This is a genomic window from Candidatus Poribacteria bacterium, from assembly GCA_026702755.1.
In the GTDB taxonomy this organism is placed as follows: domain Bacteria; phylum Poribacteria; class WGA-4E; order WGA-4E; family WGA-3G; genus WGA-3G.
The window spans coordinates 35,076-54,593 of the sequence record JAPPBX010000115.1 but is presented as its reverse complement, the minus strand read 5'-3'; the positions used below and the strand labels follow the sequence as shown (position 1 = coordinate 54,593).

The window sequence follows — 19,518 nt, the reverse complement described above, 5'->3', positions numbered from 1 at the left end:
AGCTGTGCTCGCGATCTGTAACAATTACCGAAATATTTATTTAATCTTCATCAACCGCACCTAGTTTTACACAGGAACCTTGAAGACTTCAAAAACCTCTTGAATCCCGTAGGGTTTATTTGCTTGGGTGTTTCTTCAGTATCTGTGTAGAAAAACGGTCGCGCCCCCGATCAAGCCCCGTAGGGGGGTTTTGCTTGGGTGTTTCTGCAGCATTTGTAGAGACGCTCCTCCGAAGTACCACGAACAGTCTGTAAATTAAAACCTATGGTGCGGTTTCCTAATCGCACTGGTTTGGTCTGTCTCAATTAATTCCAAGATCCGCTACAAATTAATTTACGAGAGGGTAAGGAAATCTATCTATGGAATATGTCAATTTTGGAAAAGCAGGCGTTAAAGTGAGTCCGCTCGCATTGGGCTTGGGACTCAGAGGACAAGGCGACGCGAATGAAGCCCAAAGACTCATTGAACACGCCATTGATTCTGGTATTAACCTCATTGATTGCGCCAATATCTATGGGCTTATGGACGATCGCGCCAACATTGGTCGTTCTGAGGAAGTTCTCGGTAAAGCGATTCAGGGCAAACGCGATGACGTTGTAATTACGTCAAAGGTTTTCAGCCAGATCGGTCCAGGTCCGAACGATCAGGGATTGTCAAGATACCATATCATGCGGGAGGTCGAGCGTTCCTTGTCGCGTCTCAACACTGATCATATTGATGTCTACCTCATCCACGCGCCCGATGAAATGACACCACAGGAGGAGACTGTCCGAGCGATGGATGATCTCGTGCGTTCGGGTAAAGTGCGCTATATCGGTTGTTGTAATCATCAAGCGTGGCAGGCGTGCAAAGCACTCTGGATCGCTGATAGAATCAACGCAACACCCTATATGGGCATTCAGAACATGTATAACCTACTGAACCGGGATATGGAGACGGAGTTGTTCGGCTTGGTGCGTGAGGAAGGGTTAGGCGTTATGGCTTATAGTCCGTTAGCCGTTGGTCTGTTGAGTGGTGTCTACGCACCCGATGAACCACCACCCGCTGGCACTTTATGGGGAACGCGATTACGCGAGGAATTCGCGCAACGGATGAGTGGTCCGACCGGACAGGTAATCATAACCCTCAAACGGCTCGCAGCGGAGTTAGGTAAAACACCCGCCCAACTCGCCGTGGCGTGGGTATTATCGCATCCGGAAGTCACTGTCGCAATCAGTGGCAGCGATACGATTGAACAACTTGACGATACGCTTGGCGGTGTCGGTTGGGAGCTTGATGCAGCAGTTCGAGAGGAATTAGATGAGGTTTCCCGCTCGTTTGTGCGTCTAATTGCCCCACCAGCTTAATGGCTATCAGCCACCAGTGGTTGGTCCTTGAGTGAAACCCAACCTACATTTGCATTTATATCAAACTCACGTTATATACTAAAGTTTGGACAATTTATAGTAAAGATTGAAACATGTAGACAGGTTTTCAATAAAGGAAACTCTCACCGCAGCTGGCGAGGATTTTATCCTCGCCCTAAACACACTACTGCTGGCACAGGCGGACGCTCATTACTGAGGAGGGAAAACCGGTATCCTTGCCCTTGCGTTGGTGTATAGGTAATTACGGGCTTTACTATAAAAACAAAAAAGGCGGATCCAAAGATCCGCCTCTAAATTTTCTGCTTTTAGGATTCAGACACCGTCTGATAGCGTTCCCACGCGTCGCCTGCAGCGGCGGCTTGACGTTCCAATTCGGTTCGCCACCCAACGACTTCGCCTGCTTTGATGCGTTCGATGTCAAAACCAGCATAACGGTCTTCAAGCCTATCGCCGAGCTTGATGTTTGCTGCCCAGCGATCCCAGGCTGTCTTCATCCATTCGTGTGGAAGTGCCTCACGGACGGCGGGGTCGAGTTGCCACGCGAATCGCGCATCGACGACCTTTGGCTCCTCGTCGGACGTACCACCCCATTTCGACCAACCGATTGACAATGTATTGCGTTCGCGCTCAGGGACGGTGTGTCCGGTATGGATCGTCGTGCCGTTACGGATGAGTGCTTGGCCAGCCTTGAGCCGAATCGCGACCTGTCCAGGAAGTGGATCTGTGCCGTTCCAACTCGGTGTATAGGGAACACCCTGATCCTTCATGGATTTTGGGAGCAGCACGTCATGCTCAAGAGGAGTTCGCCAGCGGCTGTGGCTTCCCACAACGAGTTCATGGCATTCATCATCTGCGAGTGCTAAGAACATACCCACACCTTTCGGTTCGGTAATCCGCTTCTCATTTTCTTCCTGAATTTCTTTCCAACGGATCCGCTCAACCTCCTCGGAGTAGGCTTCGGGACCTTCTGTGCGACTTTCTTGTGAGAAGTAACCCTCTCCAGTACCCCACCATGTCGTATCTCTGTGCCAACCGAGTTTATGCTCACCTTTGCGTGGATTGCACCAGAGCAGGATGTTCGTCATGACAAGGTCTTCAGGTGCCGCGCCACACCAAGACTGGACAAAGCCAGTGAAACCTGGCGACCCGTAAAATTCAGCGAAAGCGGGTTCTTTAAAAGCCGGGTGGATTATGCCTCGGATTGCCCAAGGTTCACTCTCTCCGCCGCGGTGAACGTATCCCTTTGAGCAATCGATGATGTCATAGCCGTTTTCTGGCGCACACGCTTGTGTAACCCGTCTGCCTGCCTCTCGGAGAATTGGGATCCACGGATTATCAACAAAGTCGTTGATGATAACGAAGCCGTGCTCCTTCAAGTGCGCCAACCGTTCCGGTGTGGATCCGGGTGCCGCGAGTTCCGGTTTGAAATCAGCAAAAGCCGGGGCGCGATAGACTTCTTTCTCAGGTGATTGATCGTTGTTCATTGCCGTGCCTCCTTTGAAGAAACTTTTGAACACTCGTCAAAACTTAGAATTATACTATCACATACTTTCACAAATTTATCAAGAACCACAGTTTATTAATCAGTACCATTTGGTTCTCTTAACTGACAACTGATAACTAATAACTGACAACTATTAATGCATTTCAATTGACAACACATAACTCAGAATCGTCACCAAAAGCCATGTCGCAACTAGCACGACACCGAACGGACGTTTCAACTGGTCGCCTGACACGAAGATACCGCATCGGAAGACGATCAAGATAAACAGCATCGCTGGGAACAGGAACTGGAAGAATTGACCGTCTGCTTGTAAACCGCCTTGCGTAGCGGAAGCAGAAACACCGGCGACAAAAAGCACATTGAGAATATCCGCACCGATAATGTTTCCGACTGCCAATTCGCCATGCCCGCGCCTAACCGCCGTTATCGCTGTCACCAGTTCAGGGAGCGATGTACCAAACGCAACAAGTGTCGCTGAAATAATATGCTCCGGTACCTGAATCCTTTTTGCTATTTCGATCACACTTGGAATCAAGATCTGAGCAGAGACAACAACAATGGCAATTGCCCCGATGAGTTTAAAGAGTGTTCCGAATGCCCCTGATGCTTCTTCATTCTCTTCTTCTGTGCTTTCAGCATCTGACGGTGTCGCACCTGCCCATCGGATGGACTGCCAGATGTATAATGCCAGAAGGACAACGAAGACAACACCTACGAGTTGAGGTAGAACGCCGCCTTGACTGAAAACTTTCGCCGGAGATGCCCACGGGAAACAGCCTACCACCAAGAGAATACCTGCACCTACCTGTACATTTGACAGCCGTGAAGCCAATTGGCGATTGAGGGGTAAGGGAGCGATGAGGGATGCTAATCCGAGGATGAGTCCTGTGTCGCAGATGATTGAACCGACGGCGTTTCCGAGCGCAAGCCCGGGTTCTCCTTGTATTGCCGACAGGACGGAGACAGCCGCCTCTGGTGTTGTCGTGCCAATGCTCACAACTGTTGCACCGATGACCGCTTTTCCTAAGCCCCATCGGGTTGAAAGAATTACCGCTTCATCAACAAGCCAGTCCGCACCTTTGCCGAGTGTGTAAAGCATCACCGCAATTATCAGGAAAATGAGCGGGCTGGCTAACCCACTAATAAGATTTGTGATCCATTCTTCCATTAACTTTACCTTTCGAGGAAATATAGGATGTTAGTTTCTAAAGAATAGATTAACATATACCCTTGGTGAAGTCAAGCGTGTTTCAGATATATTTATCCAGCCATTCGTTTTGTAGGACTATCTGTCTGGTATTATGCCCAATTCTTTTTCCGAAATCGGCATGTTAAAAACCGCACGATGCACTTGCATGGTTGTCCTGCGATGTGCTGATGGCGGTTGTTTATCTTCATCACCGACGACAGACGAGTGTTCCATAGTGACAGTTTTCGGGAACCAGATATCGGGTTCAAATTGTGCGAACTGGTAGATATAAGAGGTGAGGCGGTATGTTTTTTCACGCGGTAAGGGTGTGATCTTGCCATCACGCCCCTCTATGAACAACTGGGTAAGAGATCTACGGTGTGCTAAAATTCGGGTCGGTCGGTACGCTTTCTGCGGATCCAGCCAAATTTCAATGGTATGAGTTGCATCAAAATCTGTGCGTTGCAGCGTCAAAAGGTTGTGTGGTATTTCCTTAACTTTAACCCGCTGCACATCAACGGGTTTGTAGAAATTAATCATTCTTGTGAATTTAGATCCCCACGGTGGGGGACTCCACCGGCGAGGGTTGAACTGTTCTTCAAAAACATCCGATGGTATGTCTGCACCCCAAGGAGGTCTGCTTTTATGCGCGGATTGCTGTTGCCATTCAGTCTTGGGATTTTCCCTGAAATACACCGTTCTACCGTTTATCTGATATTGAAGGTGCATTTCGTGCCAGTTCAGGAGGGATTTTCCATTTAACTCTCTCTTTTTTCGCATCTTGACATCGTAAAACTGGTGATCGCCATCAAATCGGTAGGTGATGTGCCAATACCCTTGGTCTTCATATTGGACCTCCTCCTTCTCTTTTTCCGATGACATCAAGAGGTTCCGACCCCATCCGAAAAGACGTTCAAGGAAATTCTTCTCTTGTCGGATTCGTTCACTCAACGTAATTGAGAATTCGACCTCACCGCTTTTAAGTTTGGCGTTATAGGCAGCCGTTCCAGTTATGATATCTTGGAGAAGTTGTGTCGCTTCTGCGGAGAGAGCGGGTCTTAATGTTAAGACTTGTCCCGTCCAGTGCTCCAAAAAATGGTCGCGGGAAATGAATGTCGCTGCCGCTCGCGAAGATTTCTGAGGTGCACCAAACACACGTACCGATTTTTCGGTTGCGGATTCAACGACGATAAAGTCTGCTATAACAGTGGTATCTGCTTCCGAATCGCTTTCGTCATCAAGTGTAGTTTTAAGACAGGCAATAACAGGTGTTTCAAGTGTCTGTAACTGCTCGTAGTCGAGGTCGCGTTCCTGCAACTCAATTCCGATTCTCCCCGCAGTGTCAATGATGACAAAATTGACAACATAAGGTCCCCGAGCTCTTTCCAGGACAATGTTTTCGACCTGCTCACGCGATACCTCAATACCCAAGATACTGGCAAGGTGATAGAGGCTGGCGGCACCAGAGGCGAGTTTGTCGTCCGCTGCGAAGGCGCGTGAAAATATGAGCAAAGCGATGAAGAGAGGGCAAGCGAGTCGTTTCATGTGCGTTTCTCCTATTCTGGTGATACCATATCTGATCGAATAACTTTCATATCTATATGCCTTGTGAAAATTAACTTATCGTATATCTGTAATTCACAACTTCGTCTTATGTGCCTTCAAAGTTGCTAACGCCTTCGACTTCTATCACCTTAAAGGACGCGATGACGGGTCGAATTCACCACTGAGGTCATATTATGATAGCACATTATAGGGAAAAGTAAAGTCTACAATTTTTCGGTTTTTACTATAATGGGAGGGTCGCGAGCAAACTCACTTCTACAAGGTGTTTACATATTTTGAGAATCCACCCTAATAGTAAAAGGTGTACGTCGGTCTATCAAGGAAAATGCTTAAGATATTCCAAAAACTCCCGATGACAAAATCCCCTAATACGAGTCCAAGAAAAAGCGGTACTGTTTTCCGATAGAGACCGAGTCCACCGTATTTTAGCACGCTCCATTTGGCGAGGGCACTGATGATAAACGCCGCCCAGAAAAGGTGAAGATGAAAAGATACCCCATAACCGAGTGGATGAATCGGCCACCAAAACAGTCGACTGCGTACAGCAGAGAGCAGGATCGTAACACAGAAACCGATCGTTATCGCAGCGATATGCCCCGGGTTTGCATCTTGGGGTGAGGTGAGCCAACCCTCAAGAAAGCGGTACGCTCGTCCACCAAAACTGTTAATCTGCCCGCCTACCTTGCCGGAATTAACGCCAAGTCCAAAGAACGTATCCACCAGCATGAAGATGCACAACGGCATCGCGATAACTGTCAGCATAAGCATTAAACGCGATAATCCTTTTACGTCGAGGTTACCCCGTTCAGCAAGCTTAAACGCCTCAAGTTGGTGTGGCATTGGATGGCTCCGATTGTCTCTATTAAACCAGAAAAAGAGCGAGAACCATGTCAAGTTCCGTGCGCCAATGCGTCGTGTGCCGAGCATGCTAACAAGACTGTGGTGCGGTCCGATAAAGGTCGTTGAGTGAATAGGAAAACCGATTTGTGCACGAATACGCGTCAACGGGATCGCAATTGTAGCAAAATGTGCAGCAAAGAATAGCACAGCGATCCACATCGCCATCCCACCACGCATCGCAAATCCGATGATGAATATACCACCGAAAACGATTCCCAAAAATGCGGTTCGATAGCGCATCGGTTCTTTCTCATCCGCTGTTGTTCGTTGGATAAATGCTGTACGAAATGCTCGCCAGATCTGCCTACGCGTGCCCCACAATGCAACCGCACAGATGCCGATATACGCACCGATGTTCTGCTCATAAGGATAAGGAAAACCCGGAACGTTCTCCAGTCCGGTTAGGATAGCGACGAAATATTGCACCTTATATAAAAAGAAAAAGAGTAGACACGATGTAAGCAACTCAAGCGGCATCAGGAAACCAAGTCCAACAGCGAACGGATAGACGATGATCGCATTCCCACCACGGAGAAGGGCTGTCCACGGTCTTTCAGTGAATAACCCACCGAGCGGTATGTGTTTATTCGGAAAAGCCGGAATTGACGGAAAAAAGATGTTAAGTCCGTTGGCGAGACTAATAATAGCCGCGATGCCGAATCCCCACCACATTGCTCGGCTCCGTAAGAATCGATTTGTGTTGTAGGCGAGTTGATACGGGAGTTCGACAATCGGATACACGAGACGTTCCTGTTCCGTCCACTGCTTACGGATAATAACGTTAATACACTGCATCACGAAGATTAGTGAGAAAGTAAATATACACCACCAGAACGTCGGAATCAACCATTGTATCATATAATGGGTTTCAAAAAGGGGTTCATCGCCGAGGTAGAACGCACGGAGCACGCTCGGATCGTTGATTGTCAACCAATCCGGTAGATAGTCCCAGAACAACTCGCGCCATTCGTTTTCAGGTGTACCGAAATAGAAGGCATGAACGATAATTGAGACGAGGGGAAGGAACATGTCATAAGACATGAACAGTAATGTTATTGACATCAGCACGTAGAGGCTGATCAGTTCACCCCCTGTCAGCGCGTGTTTCGATGCATATTTTTTTAACACGATGTTAAACACCGAAATGACCAGCAGTGTGAAAACAACACTATAGAATGGTGCCATCAACGTTGGGAAGGTGTATCGCAATGCCTCACATTCAATATGCCATTTGTAAATGAACGGCAGGAGTAGCAACGATATGAGGATAGTGCGTAAGGTGATTTTTTCGGGCATCGGCGGACCTGTCCGTGGACTTAAAGGAGACATCGTGAGAGTTTAGCGAGTGAATAGGCGGTTGGTGAAAAGCCTTGACGTGTTCTCGCAGAAATGTGAACCTTCTCCTTGTATTTTACGTTTATTCACGTAAAAGTTCAAGAAAATCCGTTGTGAGCATCAGGGGATATTTAGTTATGAAAATTACACACGTTGAAGCGTTCGCGCTCAGATTCCAAACCGACAGGTCATCCGAACAGCGGACCGACAATTATTACTTGCCAGATGAGGGATGGCGTTGTATCTACGCACGGCACCATGAAACGATGGTTGTCCGAATCACTACGTCAGACGGAATCGTGGGGTATGGCGAAGGGCAAAGTCCTGTCTCGCCGCGCACCTCAAAAACAATCGTTGAGGATTTGTGTCGTCCGATACTGATGGGAAAAGATCCGTTTGATGTGGAATATCTCTGGCAACGCATGTTCACGGCGATGCGGGAGCGCGGACACTATACCGGCTTTTTTATCGATGCGCTCGCTGGCTGTGATATCGCGCTGTGGGACATCATCGGGCAGGCGACGGGGAAACCGGTACATAAAGTGCTTGGCGGTAGATATCGGGATACGATACCTCTGTATGCTGGTGTGGGTGGAAGTACACCCGAAGCAGCGGCATCCAAGGCATCGGAATATGTCGCACAAGGTTATGGTGGATTGAAGATTCACTCGACCAGCAGCCGTGAGGAGATTTTGGAGATCGTTGCAGCCGTGCGCGAGCGGGTGGGTCCACAGATCAAGTTGATGGTGGATGTCCATACCCAATACAGCATCCCTGACGCGATTCTACTCGGACGCGGGCTTGAGGCATTGGATGTGATGTGGTTAGAGTCGCCGACGGTGCCGGAGGATATCCCTGGACAGGCAGCGTTAGCACAAGCGTTAGATATGTCGGTCGCTATTGGGGAGTGGACCCGCACCCGTTTTGAATTGCGGGAGGTGTTTGAGCGTCGCGCCTGCGACATCACGATGCCGGACATTGCGCGCACTGGACTCACCGAAGGGAAACGGATTGCGAGCCTCGCGGATACCTACAACATTCCAGTAACACCACACATCGGCGGGGGCGGCATCTTGTCGATTGCCGCAACAGTCCAATTTTCAGCGACGATCCCGAACTTCCTGATTATGGAACATTCTCCAGAGGCATATCAAATGAAGGGGCAGATCACCACGCGAAAACCGCGGGTTGAAGATGGGGCTTTCGTCCTTGATGATATGCCCGGCATCGGTGTTGATATTGATACGGAAGCGTTAGAAGCCTTTGCGATAGATGCCTAATAGCCTTTGTCCTTGTCCACAACGTTGGTGAGCGGTTCACCATTCACGTATTTGTGCATGTTATTGATGAACAGTTCCATCGCACGTTTGGCGATGTTCTGTGATGCGCCAGCAGTATGGGACGTTAGAATCACGTTCGGGAGCATCCATAACGGATTGTCTGTTGGACAGGGTTCCGTATAGGTTACGTCTAATCCAGCACCCGCTAATTTTCCACTTTCCAGTGCGGCAATCAGTGCCTCTTCGTCCACTACCCTACCGCGACTGACGTTGATGAAGAAGCTGCCCTCTGGCAGGGCATCGAATTCTGCATGGGATAACAGTTTGTGGGTTTGCGGTGTGATTGGACAGCAAACCGTCAACACTTCCGAGCGGGATAGGAACTCTGGCAACCAATCGAGTTGACCCAATTCATCAACTGTGTCTGGCTTGTCCATCGGTTCCGGGTCCACTGCGATCACGTTGAAATCGAACGCCTTGGCGCGTTGCGCGACAGCTCTACCGATACCGCCGAGTCCGAGTACCCCCATCGTCATCCCTGATACCTCAACACACGGCAGCCACTCCCATTTTTTCTCCCGCATCAGATCGAGTTGTGTATTGATGCCGCGTGTCAGCGCGAGCAGAAGCGCGAACGCATGTTCGGCAAGCTGTGGTCCATACAACCGTTTGCTGTTCACGAGTGTGATCGAACTTTCTTTGAAGGCGGGATACATTGAGCCTTCCACGCCTACGAATGGCTGCATCACCCACTGAAGGGAGGTCGCATAAGGGAGTGCCGCCTCTGGCACTGTTCCGTAGAGGATTTCAACATCTGAAAGGTGGTCGCTGAGCGATTCGTCTTTCGGTAAAAAATGGATGTCCATCTCCGGTGGGGCATCCTGCAGCATATCTGCGATTTCTTGGCTAATTCCGCTGGCAATCAGGACTTTGACTTTTGCCATTGATCGTCTCCTTCGTTATAGAATTTTCCGTGAGAGTCGTTTGGATACGCCGAAGTTTATCATAGATTTAGGAGGCTGTCAATAGAAACATTTGTCTGAATCGCGGATTACGCTGATTGCGCGAATTTTGCTGGCTGTTTGTATTTCGGTGTTTTTAATCTTGGAAGGGCAGTATTTGTGTAGGTTCGCAATCGGGAGCTCGATCCTACAAGAAGATTGAAGCGTCGGGATTCGGAGATACTTTCTACAGGAGATTTGTTTTTTCTTGACAGATTCTATCGGAGCGGGTATTCTCAAGTTAAAACCGAAAGTGAGCAGGATATTATGCTACAGGTCCGATACGCACGCTATACTCCCCACGATGCCTATCTCCGTTTAACAAATGAACATTACATCCTTGATGTGGACAGACGGAGCGGTGTTATCAAAGGTCTGTACCTGACAGAAGACGCGCAAGGCACAAACTTCTTTGGGAATGAGCAGAACACGCGCCTCAATATCTGGTGGAAGCAACGGCACGTCCCGGAAAAGGCACAACGGATCCCCATGCACTGCTGGACTGGTGATGTCGTGCTGAAGGCGCGACTTGCGGATGAAGAGTCGTGGCGCGCGATGCATACCTTCCTCAGCGACGATGTCCGCACAGTGACTTATGACGATGATTCGATAACGACCCGTTATGCCGGCGATTCTGTCAACCGAGGCGGACTTCAACATCTTGATATTGAGCAACATTATGAATTTGACGACGATGCGATTCTGTGGACGATCACGCTTGAGAACAGGACGCAGACACAGGTCGAAGTCGGTGAGTTGGGGTTGCCGATCACGCTGAATACGAATTACAACATCGGCGACGAGAAACAGGGATTCAATCACAGGTCGGTTGAGTCTACGAAGTATGTCTTTGAGCAACGCGTGATTGAGAGTTCGTTTGTCTCCGGGCATTCATCCTATATCCTTGCAACCCGTGCAAGCGGCAAAGGCGACCATTTGCTCTTTATTCCGCAGGGCGACACTGCATTTGAGGCAATTTCAGGGTATGGATTGTTCCCAAATACCGAGATGATGAGGGGTGAGGGTTCCATGTTTTATCTGTTTTCCGAGGCGACAGCAGTTGAGCCTTGGTATAACGGACACCGATCGCTTACTTTGGCTCCGAGTGAAAAACGGACTTTCGCATTTACGCTATGTCGTGTTAAGGACTACGCCGATGTCAACGAGACATTGTATCAGCAAGGCAAGGTCGCTGTGAAGATTGTGCCGGGAATGGTGCTTCCTGTTGACACGACAGCGCATCTGCTGCTCCGGTGCCAGAAACGGATTACGGCTATTGAGATGGACGGTGGCATCGACGTTGAACCTGTCGCAATGATGGGTGACCGCCATACGTATACCGTTCGTCTCACTTCGATGGGAGAGCAGAAGGTGAAAATCCGTTACGGAAATGGTGATTGGACACACCTGCTGTTCAAGGGGATTGCAGCGATAGAAGATTTGATGAAAGCGCGTGCGAAATTCATCGTCGAGAATCAGCGGGTTGAGGATCCGGACGACCTCTGCCACTATAGTTTTCGTATCTGGAACAACGAGGCTGAAAGGCTCATTGTGGAAGAGGAGGCACCCTGTGGTTCGATTGATATGGGGGGCAGCGACGACCGGTGTTTCGCACCACCCGTATTCCTCGCTGGGAAAAACGCTTATTATCCTGACGAGCAGGAGATCCACGCCTTGGATGAATTTATTGAGAATTTCCTTTACGGCAAACTGCAGGACAAAGACAACTATCGGGTGTTGAACTCACTCATCGGGCTGAGGGAGGGTTCGTGGCGGCGGTGGGATTACGTCTGGCGTATCTATAACTATCCGCACGTCTATAACATCTATTATCAGATGTATCGGATTACTAAGTTGCACGGGGTACAAACGAGCCGTGAGCCATTGGAATATCTCGACCTCGCCTATAACACGGCACTCGCGTCCTATCTCGATTCTACCTACGAGAGCGTCTATGAGACGAAGAATTACATCGATTACCATCGCGGTAATATGTCGAAAACGCATGCACCGATGGGGTCACCGATTCTGGCACATCTACTGAGATCGTTGAAAATAGAGGGGATGGATGCCGAACACCAGACGCTCCGAGATGCCATTGAGGGGTGTCTCCCGTTTTTCCTTGAGGAGGAATATCCGTTCGCATCGGAGTATTGTTTCGATCACGCCTCAAAGGCGGCGTTATACTACTTGGCGCAGGTCGCCGACGATGAATCGCTGAAGAAGCGGACTGTGGATACAATCCTCGCAAGTCGCGACGCTACACCGATGTGGTTTTCCTACTGCACGAATATGCGGTATATCGGGTGTTATCCGACACCGCTGTTGGCGCGTCCGCTGTTCGACAGATATGAGCAAACGGGTGATTTGCATTTCCTGCAGAAGGCTTACGGCGCGACTTTGGCGGTCTGGAGTTGTGTGGATCCGTCGGGTAAGGGGTACAACGGTCGGGAGTGGCGGTTCAATCCACCGGAGAAAGGGTCGCCGGAATATAACTACTATCGGAACGGCTGCTTCTCTGGTGAGGTGGGTATGGGACTCTACGGCAACTTGAGTATGCTGAAATCCTATCTCGTTCAAGATCCGGATTTTGGGCTTATTGGCTACGGGTGCGCTGTCGCAGAAACGGCGAACGATTTTACGCTTGTCCCACAAGATGGGTTGGGTGTTAGGGCATCTTTTGTGCCGCTCGGCGTGGAGTTGGAGACGTTGAAGGCGCGTATTGAGAAGGTAACACTTACGAAGGATTTGCGGCGGTTGGAGTTGGTTTTATCGAAGCCGTCCAAGCATACGGAATGTGCGCATATCTCTATTCGGGGGATGGCGGCGGGGTCCTACCAATGTAGTGTGGGGCATGTCACGTGTGGTGAGCAGCTTGAGTGGGGCGTGCCTTATGCGGAGGGTCAGGAATTTATTGTTGTGACGTTGGTTTGTTAAACGGTTTGCCTCCTCTGGAGGAGCAATCTTCTACATTAGTTATCAGTTATCAGTAGGTGCTATGCAATGAAAAAAGGGTTGGTGGGACCAACCCCTTTTACATTGAACGTCAGGTTTTATGCGGAGAGTGCCGCGACTGCAGCATCTTCGCTGTCGAAATGCTCAAACTGACTTACAATTCGGCTCAGAACGAGTAGGTTTTTGATGTTTTCCCCGACATTGATGACACCGATGCGTCCTTGCTTTTGGTTTGCCAAGGCACGTGCCTCCATAAGGGCACCGAGTCCTCCACTGTCGACCTGATTGACATCCGAAAAATTAATGAGGATGCGCGGTGTATCAGCAGCCTCTATCTGTTGCGAGATTGTTTCCCGGAGTTCTGATACCGCTAATCCGACTATCCTTCCGCTGGGTTCTATAATCGTAACACCGTCTTGCTCACGAATTTCTGTTGCCATTATTTTCTCCTTTTGTTTTACCCTGAACAAAAATATAGATTCAATCATAGAAACTGGAGTTAGGACATATTATTCACAATTTATTTTATCATAAACTTGCCCTACTATAAACGATTTTACTCAAATTTGGCTTTTCAGTCAAATTAAATTCCGTCCGGAGTTCGCTCCTACAGAAAAAGGTGGTGCACGGAACCGTCGGGGTTGGAAACTTTTTCCACTTAACCCCTTATCAGGCGGGCAAGAGAAGTTTTAATTGGTAAATGGAGCATGAGGGTGCTATACTTGTTAGGGAGGTAGATACAGAAGAATCGCACGATGCAGAATACTAAACTGGAACCCCGCACGAAAATATTGATGATGCTGATAGGCGGATGTCTCGTCATTTTGCTGGACAGTCCAATGGCACTGTTCGTCTGTTTTTTGGGGAGTCTCGCACTTGTGGCGTTATCTGTCCCGACATGGCGGCAGATCGGGTTGCTCTGCGTCTTTCTCTTTTTTACGACGTGGGGATTAATTTACAGTCAGGCGATCTTCTATAACGAGTTTCCGCGCACAGTACTGTTTACGCTCGTGCCAGCGGAATTCCCGATCTTCGGGAAGATGACGGGCGGTATCCGTGTCTATCGGGAGGGATTGTTTCACGGGATTGTCCAATCCCTTCGTTTCAACACGACGCTTGTGATCGGATGTTTCATCGTCTGGACGACGCAACCGCGGGATCTGCTCCTCGCTTTAGCGCAGTTACGTGTGCCAGCGACACTCGCTTTTATGGTGACGACTGCCCTGCATTTCATTCCGGTGATTGCGAATGAGGCGGCGGCTGTCTTCCGTTCCCAAAGGCTCAGAGGGTTCCGGTATTTCCGATTGAATTTGTTGGCGACCTGTCGGGGGGTTCTCAATAGTTTCCGACCTATCTTGGCGGGGAATATCCGGCACGCGACGCATCTCGGTGAGTCTGTTGAGAGCCGGGGGTTTTCGCCGGAAGCGGCGGTGCAACGGACCTCTTTGCGGGCTTTGAAGATGCGCGCATGGGATTTTGGGCTGCTCGCCGTGTTGTCTGTCTGTTTAGTTGGTATTGTGGGGTTGAAGCTGCTCTATTTCTGCTATGCGAACGGTATCTATTATGCGTCGTGGTTGCGGGTGGTCTATACGTTTACGCGGGAGGTTCTGTAGAGTTGGCTGTTGGCTATCGGTGGTCAGCTGTCATAATCGCTCAATGAGATTCAAATGCTGGCTATAAGTCGGCATCGGGACTAAACGTAATTGACCTTTGCGGTGGATCAGAAAACTATCTCCTATGAACCGCTCGCAAATCTAACCGTCCGTCCACATTGTCCGACACAGCGTTTGTCCAATCCACATCGTCAATGCTTTGCAGGCTCATCAGTGCAACGTTCACCATCGGGTTCGAGAGCGAATAGTTGAGCAGGAAACTATCTACATCAACATCCGCCATCTCGTTGGGAAAGCAGTGCTTCATGAGGTTCTGGAAGGCATTGCTGGTGGTAGAACGCATCAACACAATCCCCATCTCCTGTGCAACAGCATCGGGGATGACTCCGCGTCTACCGAACGCATCGCAGGTGCTCTGATACATCAGATTGTAATGAATCTGCATCATGTCAAACTCACCAGTAGCAATAAATTGCTCTGTCCCACCTGAGGGACCGTCTGCAGAGAAACCGATAAAACGAACTTTCCCGTCCGCCTTCAGTTTGAGATACGTCTCTAACCCCCCTTTATTGAGAATCGTGTCAACATCGTCGGTATAAAACCAACCACCGTGGAACTGCAGGACATCAATGTAGTCAGTACCGAGACGTTGCAGACTCCCTTCCACATCGGTGGCAATACCATCGGGGTCATAAGCTTCCGTCTTCGTGGCAACGATGCACGATTCTCGCCGTCCCGCAATTGCCTTGCCGATAATCGTTTCACTGTAACCCCCACCATAATCAGGTGCGGTATCAAGATAGTTAAGCCCACAATCCATAGCGTAATGGAGCATCTTAACGAGCGATGTCTCATCGTGCTCTGGACGAACCCTGCCACCACCGTATCCAATTTCTGAGACGCTAAGTCCTGTTTTACCGAGTGTGCGATACTGCATAATAAGTGAATCTTCTCCTATGCAATTTGATGCAAAGCGCATCTACTGGAAGTTACACATAATCCATCTGCGAAATACGGCTCTTATTCCCGCGTATTGTGCGATTGCTCGGCTTGATGCAATCCGCACCAAATAACCCTTCAACCTGTTCAATAATTTGCGGTTTATATGCAATATTGTATTTCTGAGCACACCGCGCGATAACTTCACCGTAACGGGAACTCATGAGGCGCAAAATCAGATCATGGTCGCCTTGGTTGGCACGCGCAATTTCCTGAAGAGCTTCCAATTTCTTAGTGTTTTCGATGTCAGATTCTGGAATCGTTACCTCAAGCGCAGATGTCTGCTGCTCACTGACAGACTCAATATCCAATATTTTGTCCGCTTGGATCTGCCGCACCTCATTTTGCGTATCCTCATCAGAATTGTTGCGACTTCTGTTATCAAGCTTGATGGTTCCACGAATCCAAACCACTTTTCCTTCTACGAGTTCAACAGCGTTTTTGTATGCCTCTGGGAAAACGACGACTTTTACGGCACTTTCCAAATCCTCCAATTCAATGACCGCCATGGACGCTCCTTTTTTCGTGGTGTGATTATTCACTTCTGTGATCATACCGGCCACATCAACCTCAGAGTCAATACGGTGTCCATTAAGGGTTTGGGTGCTTACACTCGTGTAGTTTTCGATGATGTCGCTATATTCTTCGAGCGGATGCCCGGAAACGTAGAAACCGAGCTGCTCCTTCTCTCGCATAAGCCGTTCTAACGGGTCCAATTCCGGTGCTGCCACGAGTGCTACCGTTGCCGCCGGTGCTTCTTCGCCATCCCCAAAAAAGCTTATCTGTCCACGATCGCGTTCCGCTTGGGCGTTCTGTGCTGCTTTCATGATATTCTCTAAACTCGCGAGGTATTGCGCTCGATGTCCTTCAAGCGAATCAAATGCACCGCTCAGAATCAGGCTTTCGACAGCACGTTTATTGACCTGTTTTGTATCCACGCGCTCGCAGAAATCCTGTAGCGATGTGAACGAACCGCCTTGTTCCCGTGCCTCCACAATTGAATCTATCGCGCCATCACCGACACCTTTTACAGCAACAAGCCCGAAACAGATATCGGTGCCATCTACCATGAATTCTCTTCTGCTGCTGTTGACATCTGGTGGAAGTAGATTGATTTCCACATCCAAAAAGTCAGCAAGTTTTTTGCATTCGGCGCGGTAACGGGTAACTTTCCCTGAATCACCTGCCTCTCCCGTCATCATTGCTGCCATAAATTCGTGTGGGTAATAGGTTTTCAGATACGCCATGTGGTACGCTAACATAGAGTAAGCAACGGTGTGGGACTTGTTGAAAGCATAACCGCCGAAGGGTTCAAGTAGGTCGTATATCTCCGCTGCCTCCTCGGCGTGGATTCCTTTTTGGGTCGCGCCTTTGATGAATTTTGGGCGCTGCTCCTTGAGCAAATCTACTTTCTTCTTTCCCATCGCATCGCGAAGGATATCTGCTTCACCGAGCGTAAAGCCTGCCATATCGCGTGCGATTTGCATCACTTGCTCCTGATAGATACACACACCGTAGGTGTTTTTGAGGGCATTTTCAAGCGACTCATGCAGATACTCGACTTTTTGCAATCCGTTCTTTCGGTCTATAAATTGTTGCATCATACCGCTTTCTATCGGTCCGGGACGATAGAGCGCGGGGATTGCGGAGAACTCTTCAAAGTTATCCGGTTTGAGCTGCATAACAACTCGATACATACCGGCGGAGCCTTCTAATTGGAATAAACCGGCGATGAGTCCTTCACTGATAAGCGAGTAGGTTTTCTTATCATCAAAGGGGATCTCTTCCAGTTTAATGTCCTTGCCGTGATTTGTCTTAATCATCTGTAGGCAGTCGTATGTCTCAGTGAGGCTTCGTAGACCGAGGGAATCGAACTTGACAATACCGACACCTTCAACTGTTTTTCCTTCAAACTGCGATGCAACTTGGTCGTGTTTATCTTTGAATAACGGGACGTAATTTGTCAACGGACCGTTTGAGACAACAATCGCAGAGGCATGACAGGAGACGTGCCGTTTGGTTCCTTCAACGGCTTTGCTGAGATCCATCAACTCCCTATTTTCAGGACGTTCAGCGAGTGCCTGAAATTCTGGTACATCTTTCAAAACTTCATCAAGCGTTATGCCTGGAATGGACGGAATAAGTTCCGTCAACTTTGCCACATCCTCAAGAGGCACTTCAAGTGCGCGCCCGACATCTTTGATCGCAGCTTTGGCACCCAGTGTGGCAAAGGTCGCGACTTTACCGACAGAATCCTCACCGTATTTTTTAACGAGATAATCGATAACATGTTCTCGCGCCCGGTCGGAGAAATCAATATCAATATCGGGAGGACTGATACGCTCAAGGTTCAGAAACCTTTCAAAGAGACAATCATAGTCCATCGGGTTGAAGGTAATCACATCGAGCGCATACAACACAAGACTACTGGCGGCAGAGCCGCGTGCAGAGAGCGGATACCCCTGTTTATGTGCGTATTTAACGTAATCCCACACAATGAGGAAGTAGCCGGGGTAACCTGTTTTGTTAATAATATCCAGTTCGTAATCAAGTCGCTGCTGAATTTCTTCAGAAAGTTCCCCACACTTTTCGCGCAAGCCTTGGCAACACAACTCTCTGAGATAACTGTCATTTGTATGTCCTTCAGGTACCTCATATTTCGGCATCACACTCTCACCATAATCAAGCTCAAGTTTACACCGATTGGCTATTTCAAGCGTATTCGCGATGGCTTCCGGTGGATAAGCCTTAAGCACCTCCCGCATCTCGTCAACGTTTTTAAAGTAGAAATGGTTGTCGAACCGCAGCCGTTGCTGGTCGTTGACAGTTTTCTTTGTCTGGATACAAAGGAGGACATCGTGCATCCCGTGGTCGGATTTGCGGAGGTAGTGGCAATCGTTTGTGCCGACGAGCGGAAGGTTAAATTCTTTCGCCAACTGCACCATTATCGGATATGCCTCCTGCTCCTTGTCAATATAATGGTTCTGAACCTCAACGTAGAGATTCCGTTCTCCCATTATCTCCATCAGCGTCTTGAAGTGTTGGATGCCTTCTTCTCGGCGACTTGAGCAGAGGAGTTGCGGCACCTGTCCTTGGATACATCCTGTCAGCGCGATGATGCCATCACGGTATTCGCGCAGGATTTCCATATCAATGCGAGGTTTGCTGTAGAATCCCTCTGTATACCCAAGCGATATCAATTTCAGGAGATTGTGATAACCGGTTGCATCCTCTGCGAGCAGTGTAAGGTGATAAGGACCGCCCTGTTCCTTCCCGCGCGTTTTCCGGTCACCGGGTGCGACATACGCCTCACAACCGACAATTGGGTTGACACCCGCCTCTTTCGCTTTACTGTATAATTCCCATGCGCCGAACATGTTGCCGTGGTCAGTGAGTGCGACAGCGGGGGCACTGTTTTCGACTGCCCAATTGACCATGTCCTCAATACGGCACGCGCCGTCAAGCATGCTGTACTCGCTATGATTGTGTAGATGAACAAATTCGGATGCCATCCGTCCTCCAATTTTTAAGTGTGATTGCTGAATGAATTAAGAACTATGAAATCTTCTTTAATAATATCAGAAATATTCTAAAATTACCATAATAAATTTTCCAGTGAACGCATTTCTAATTCTCCTTTTTCGCGGAGAAATTCTGCTATTTAACGCGGCGAAATTATATGTAAATCTGGTTTTTAGATTGACATACCTGTCTCAAACTTGCTATAATAAAGGATATTATTTTTTATAAACTGCTCCCCAATCATACCTATCAATTGGAAAGGACACGTATTTTTCATCGCGAAT

At 48.8% G+C, this 19,518-nt stretch carries 12 protein-coding genes; 4 read left to right on the top strand and 8 right to left on the bottom strand.

The genetic code is table 11. The features are described from left to right. Positions 1 to 359 precede the first annotated feature (359 nt). The gene (locus tag OXH39_22900) at positions 360 to 1,346 is read left to right on the top strand and encodes an aldo/keto reductase (protein ID MCY3553321.1); all 987 of its coding nucleotides are present in this window, start codon (positions 360 to 362) and stop codon (positions 1,344 to 1,346) included. Positions 1,347 to 1,672: 326 nt separating this feature from the next. On the opposite strand, the gene OXH39_22895 is transcribed toward OXH39_22900, so the two are convergent. From OXH39_22895 to OXH39_22880, 4 genes are all read right to left on the bottom strand, one after another. Then, entirely contained in the window at positions 1,673 to 2,851 is a 1,179-nt protein-coding gene (locus tag OXH39_22895; GenBank protein ID MCY3553320.1) for a hypothetical protein, read from the bottom strand. A gap of 153 nt (positions 2,852 to 3,004) precedes the next feature. Next, a complete protein-coding gene (locus tag OXH39_22890) occupies positions 3,005 to 4,042 on the bottom strand; it encodes a sodium:calcium antiporter (GenBank protein MCY3553319.1) in 1,038 nt (345 codons plus the stop codon). Positions 4,043 to 4,159: 117 nt separating this feature from the next. Next, positions 4,160 to 5,608 (bottom strand): hypothetical protein, encoded by a 1,449-nt coding sequence (locus OXH39_22885; protein ID MCY3553318.1) that lies wholly within the window; start codon positions 5,606 to 5,608, stop codon positions 4,160 to 4,162. A 309-nt stretch (positions 5,609 to 5,917) separates the two neighbouring features. Next, entirely contained in the window at positions 5,918 to 7,825 is a 1,908-nt protein-coding gene (locus tag OXH39_22880) for a hypothetical protein (protein MCY3553317.1), read from the bottom strand. A 176-nt stretch (positions 7,826 to 8,001) separates the two neighbouring features. Here OXH39_22880 and OXH39_22875 point away from each other — a divergent pair, with 176 nt between their 5' ends. Then, entirely contained in the window at positions 8,002 to 9,144 is a 1,143-nt protein-coding gene (locus OXH39_22875) for a mandelate racemase/muconate lactonizing enzyme family protein (GenBank protein ID MCY3553316.1), read from the top strand. Here OXH39_22875 and OXH39_22870 read toward each other — a convergent pair. Further along, a complete protein-coding gene (locus tag OXH39_22870; protein ID MCY3553315.1) occupies positions 9,141 to 10,088 on the bottom strand; it encodes a D-2-hydroxyacid dehydrogenase in 948 nt (315 codons plus the stop codon). The two genes, OXH39_22875 and OXH39_22870, sit on opposite strands and share 4 nt — an antisense overlap. A gap of 255 nt (positions 10,089 to 10,343) precedes the next feature. Here OXH39_22870 and OXH39_22865 point away from each other — a divergent pair, with 255 nt between their 5' ends. Next, positions 10,344 to 13,082, top strand: coding sequence for a DUF5695 domain-containing protein (locus OXH39_22865; protein ID MCY3553314.1), 2,739 nt, complete (start codon positions 10,344 to 10,346; stop codon positions 13,080 to 13,082). 116 nt (positions 13,083 to 13,198) lie between these two features. Here OXH39_22865 and OXH39_22860 read toward each other — a convergent pair whose 3' ends face one another. Further along, the gene (locus OXH39_22860; GenBank protein MCY3553313.1) at positions 13,199 to 13,540 is read right to left on the bottom strand and encodes an STAS domain-containing protein; all 342 of its coding nucleotides are present in this window, start codon (positions 13,538 to 13,540) and stop codon (positions 13,199 to 13,201) included. Between the two features lie 315 nt (positions 13,541 to 13,855). Between OXH39_22860 and OXH39_22855 the strand changes: the two genes are divergently transcribed. After that, complete coding sequence (locus OXH39_22855; protein MCY3553312.1) at positions 13,856 to 14,713, top strand: energy-coupling factor transporter transmembrane component T; 858 nt, start codon at positions 13,856 to 13,858, stop codon at positions 14,711 to 14,713. Between the two features lie 115 nt (positions 14,714 to 14,828). Here OXH39_22855 and OXH39_22850 read toward each other — a convergent pair whose 3' ends face one another. Beyond that, positions 14,829 to 15,650 carry an aldo/keto reductase gene (locus tag OXH39_22850; GenBank protein ID MCY3553311.1) on the bottom strand — a complete coding sequence of 274 codons (822 nt, stop codon included), beginning with the start codon at positions 15,648 to 15,650 and terminating at the stop codon, positions 14,829 to 14,831. A gap of 52 nt (positions 15,651 to 15,702) precedes the next feature. Continuing rightward, the gene (dnaE, locus tag OXH39_22845; protein ID MCY3553310.1) at positions 15,703 to 19,224 is read right to left on the bottom strand and encodes a DNA polymerase III subunit alpha; all 3,522 of its coding nucleotides are present in this window, start codon (positions 19,222 to 19,224) and stop codon (positions 15,703 to 15,705) included. Between the last annotated feature and the right edge of the window lie 294 nt (positions 19,225 to 19,518).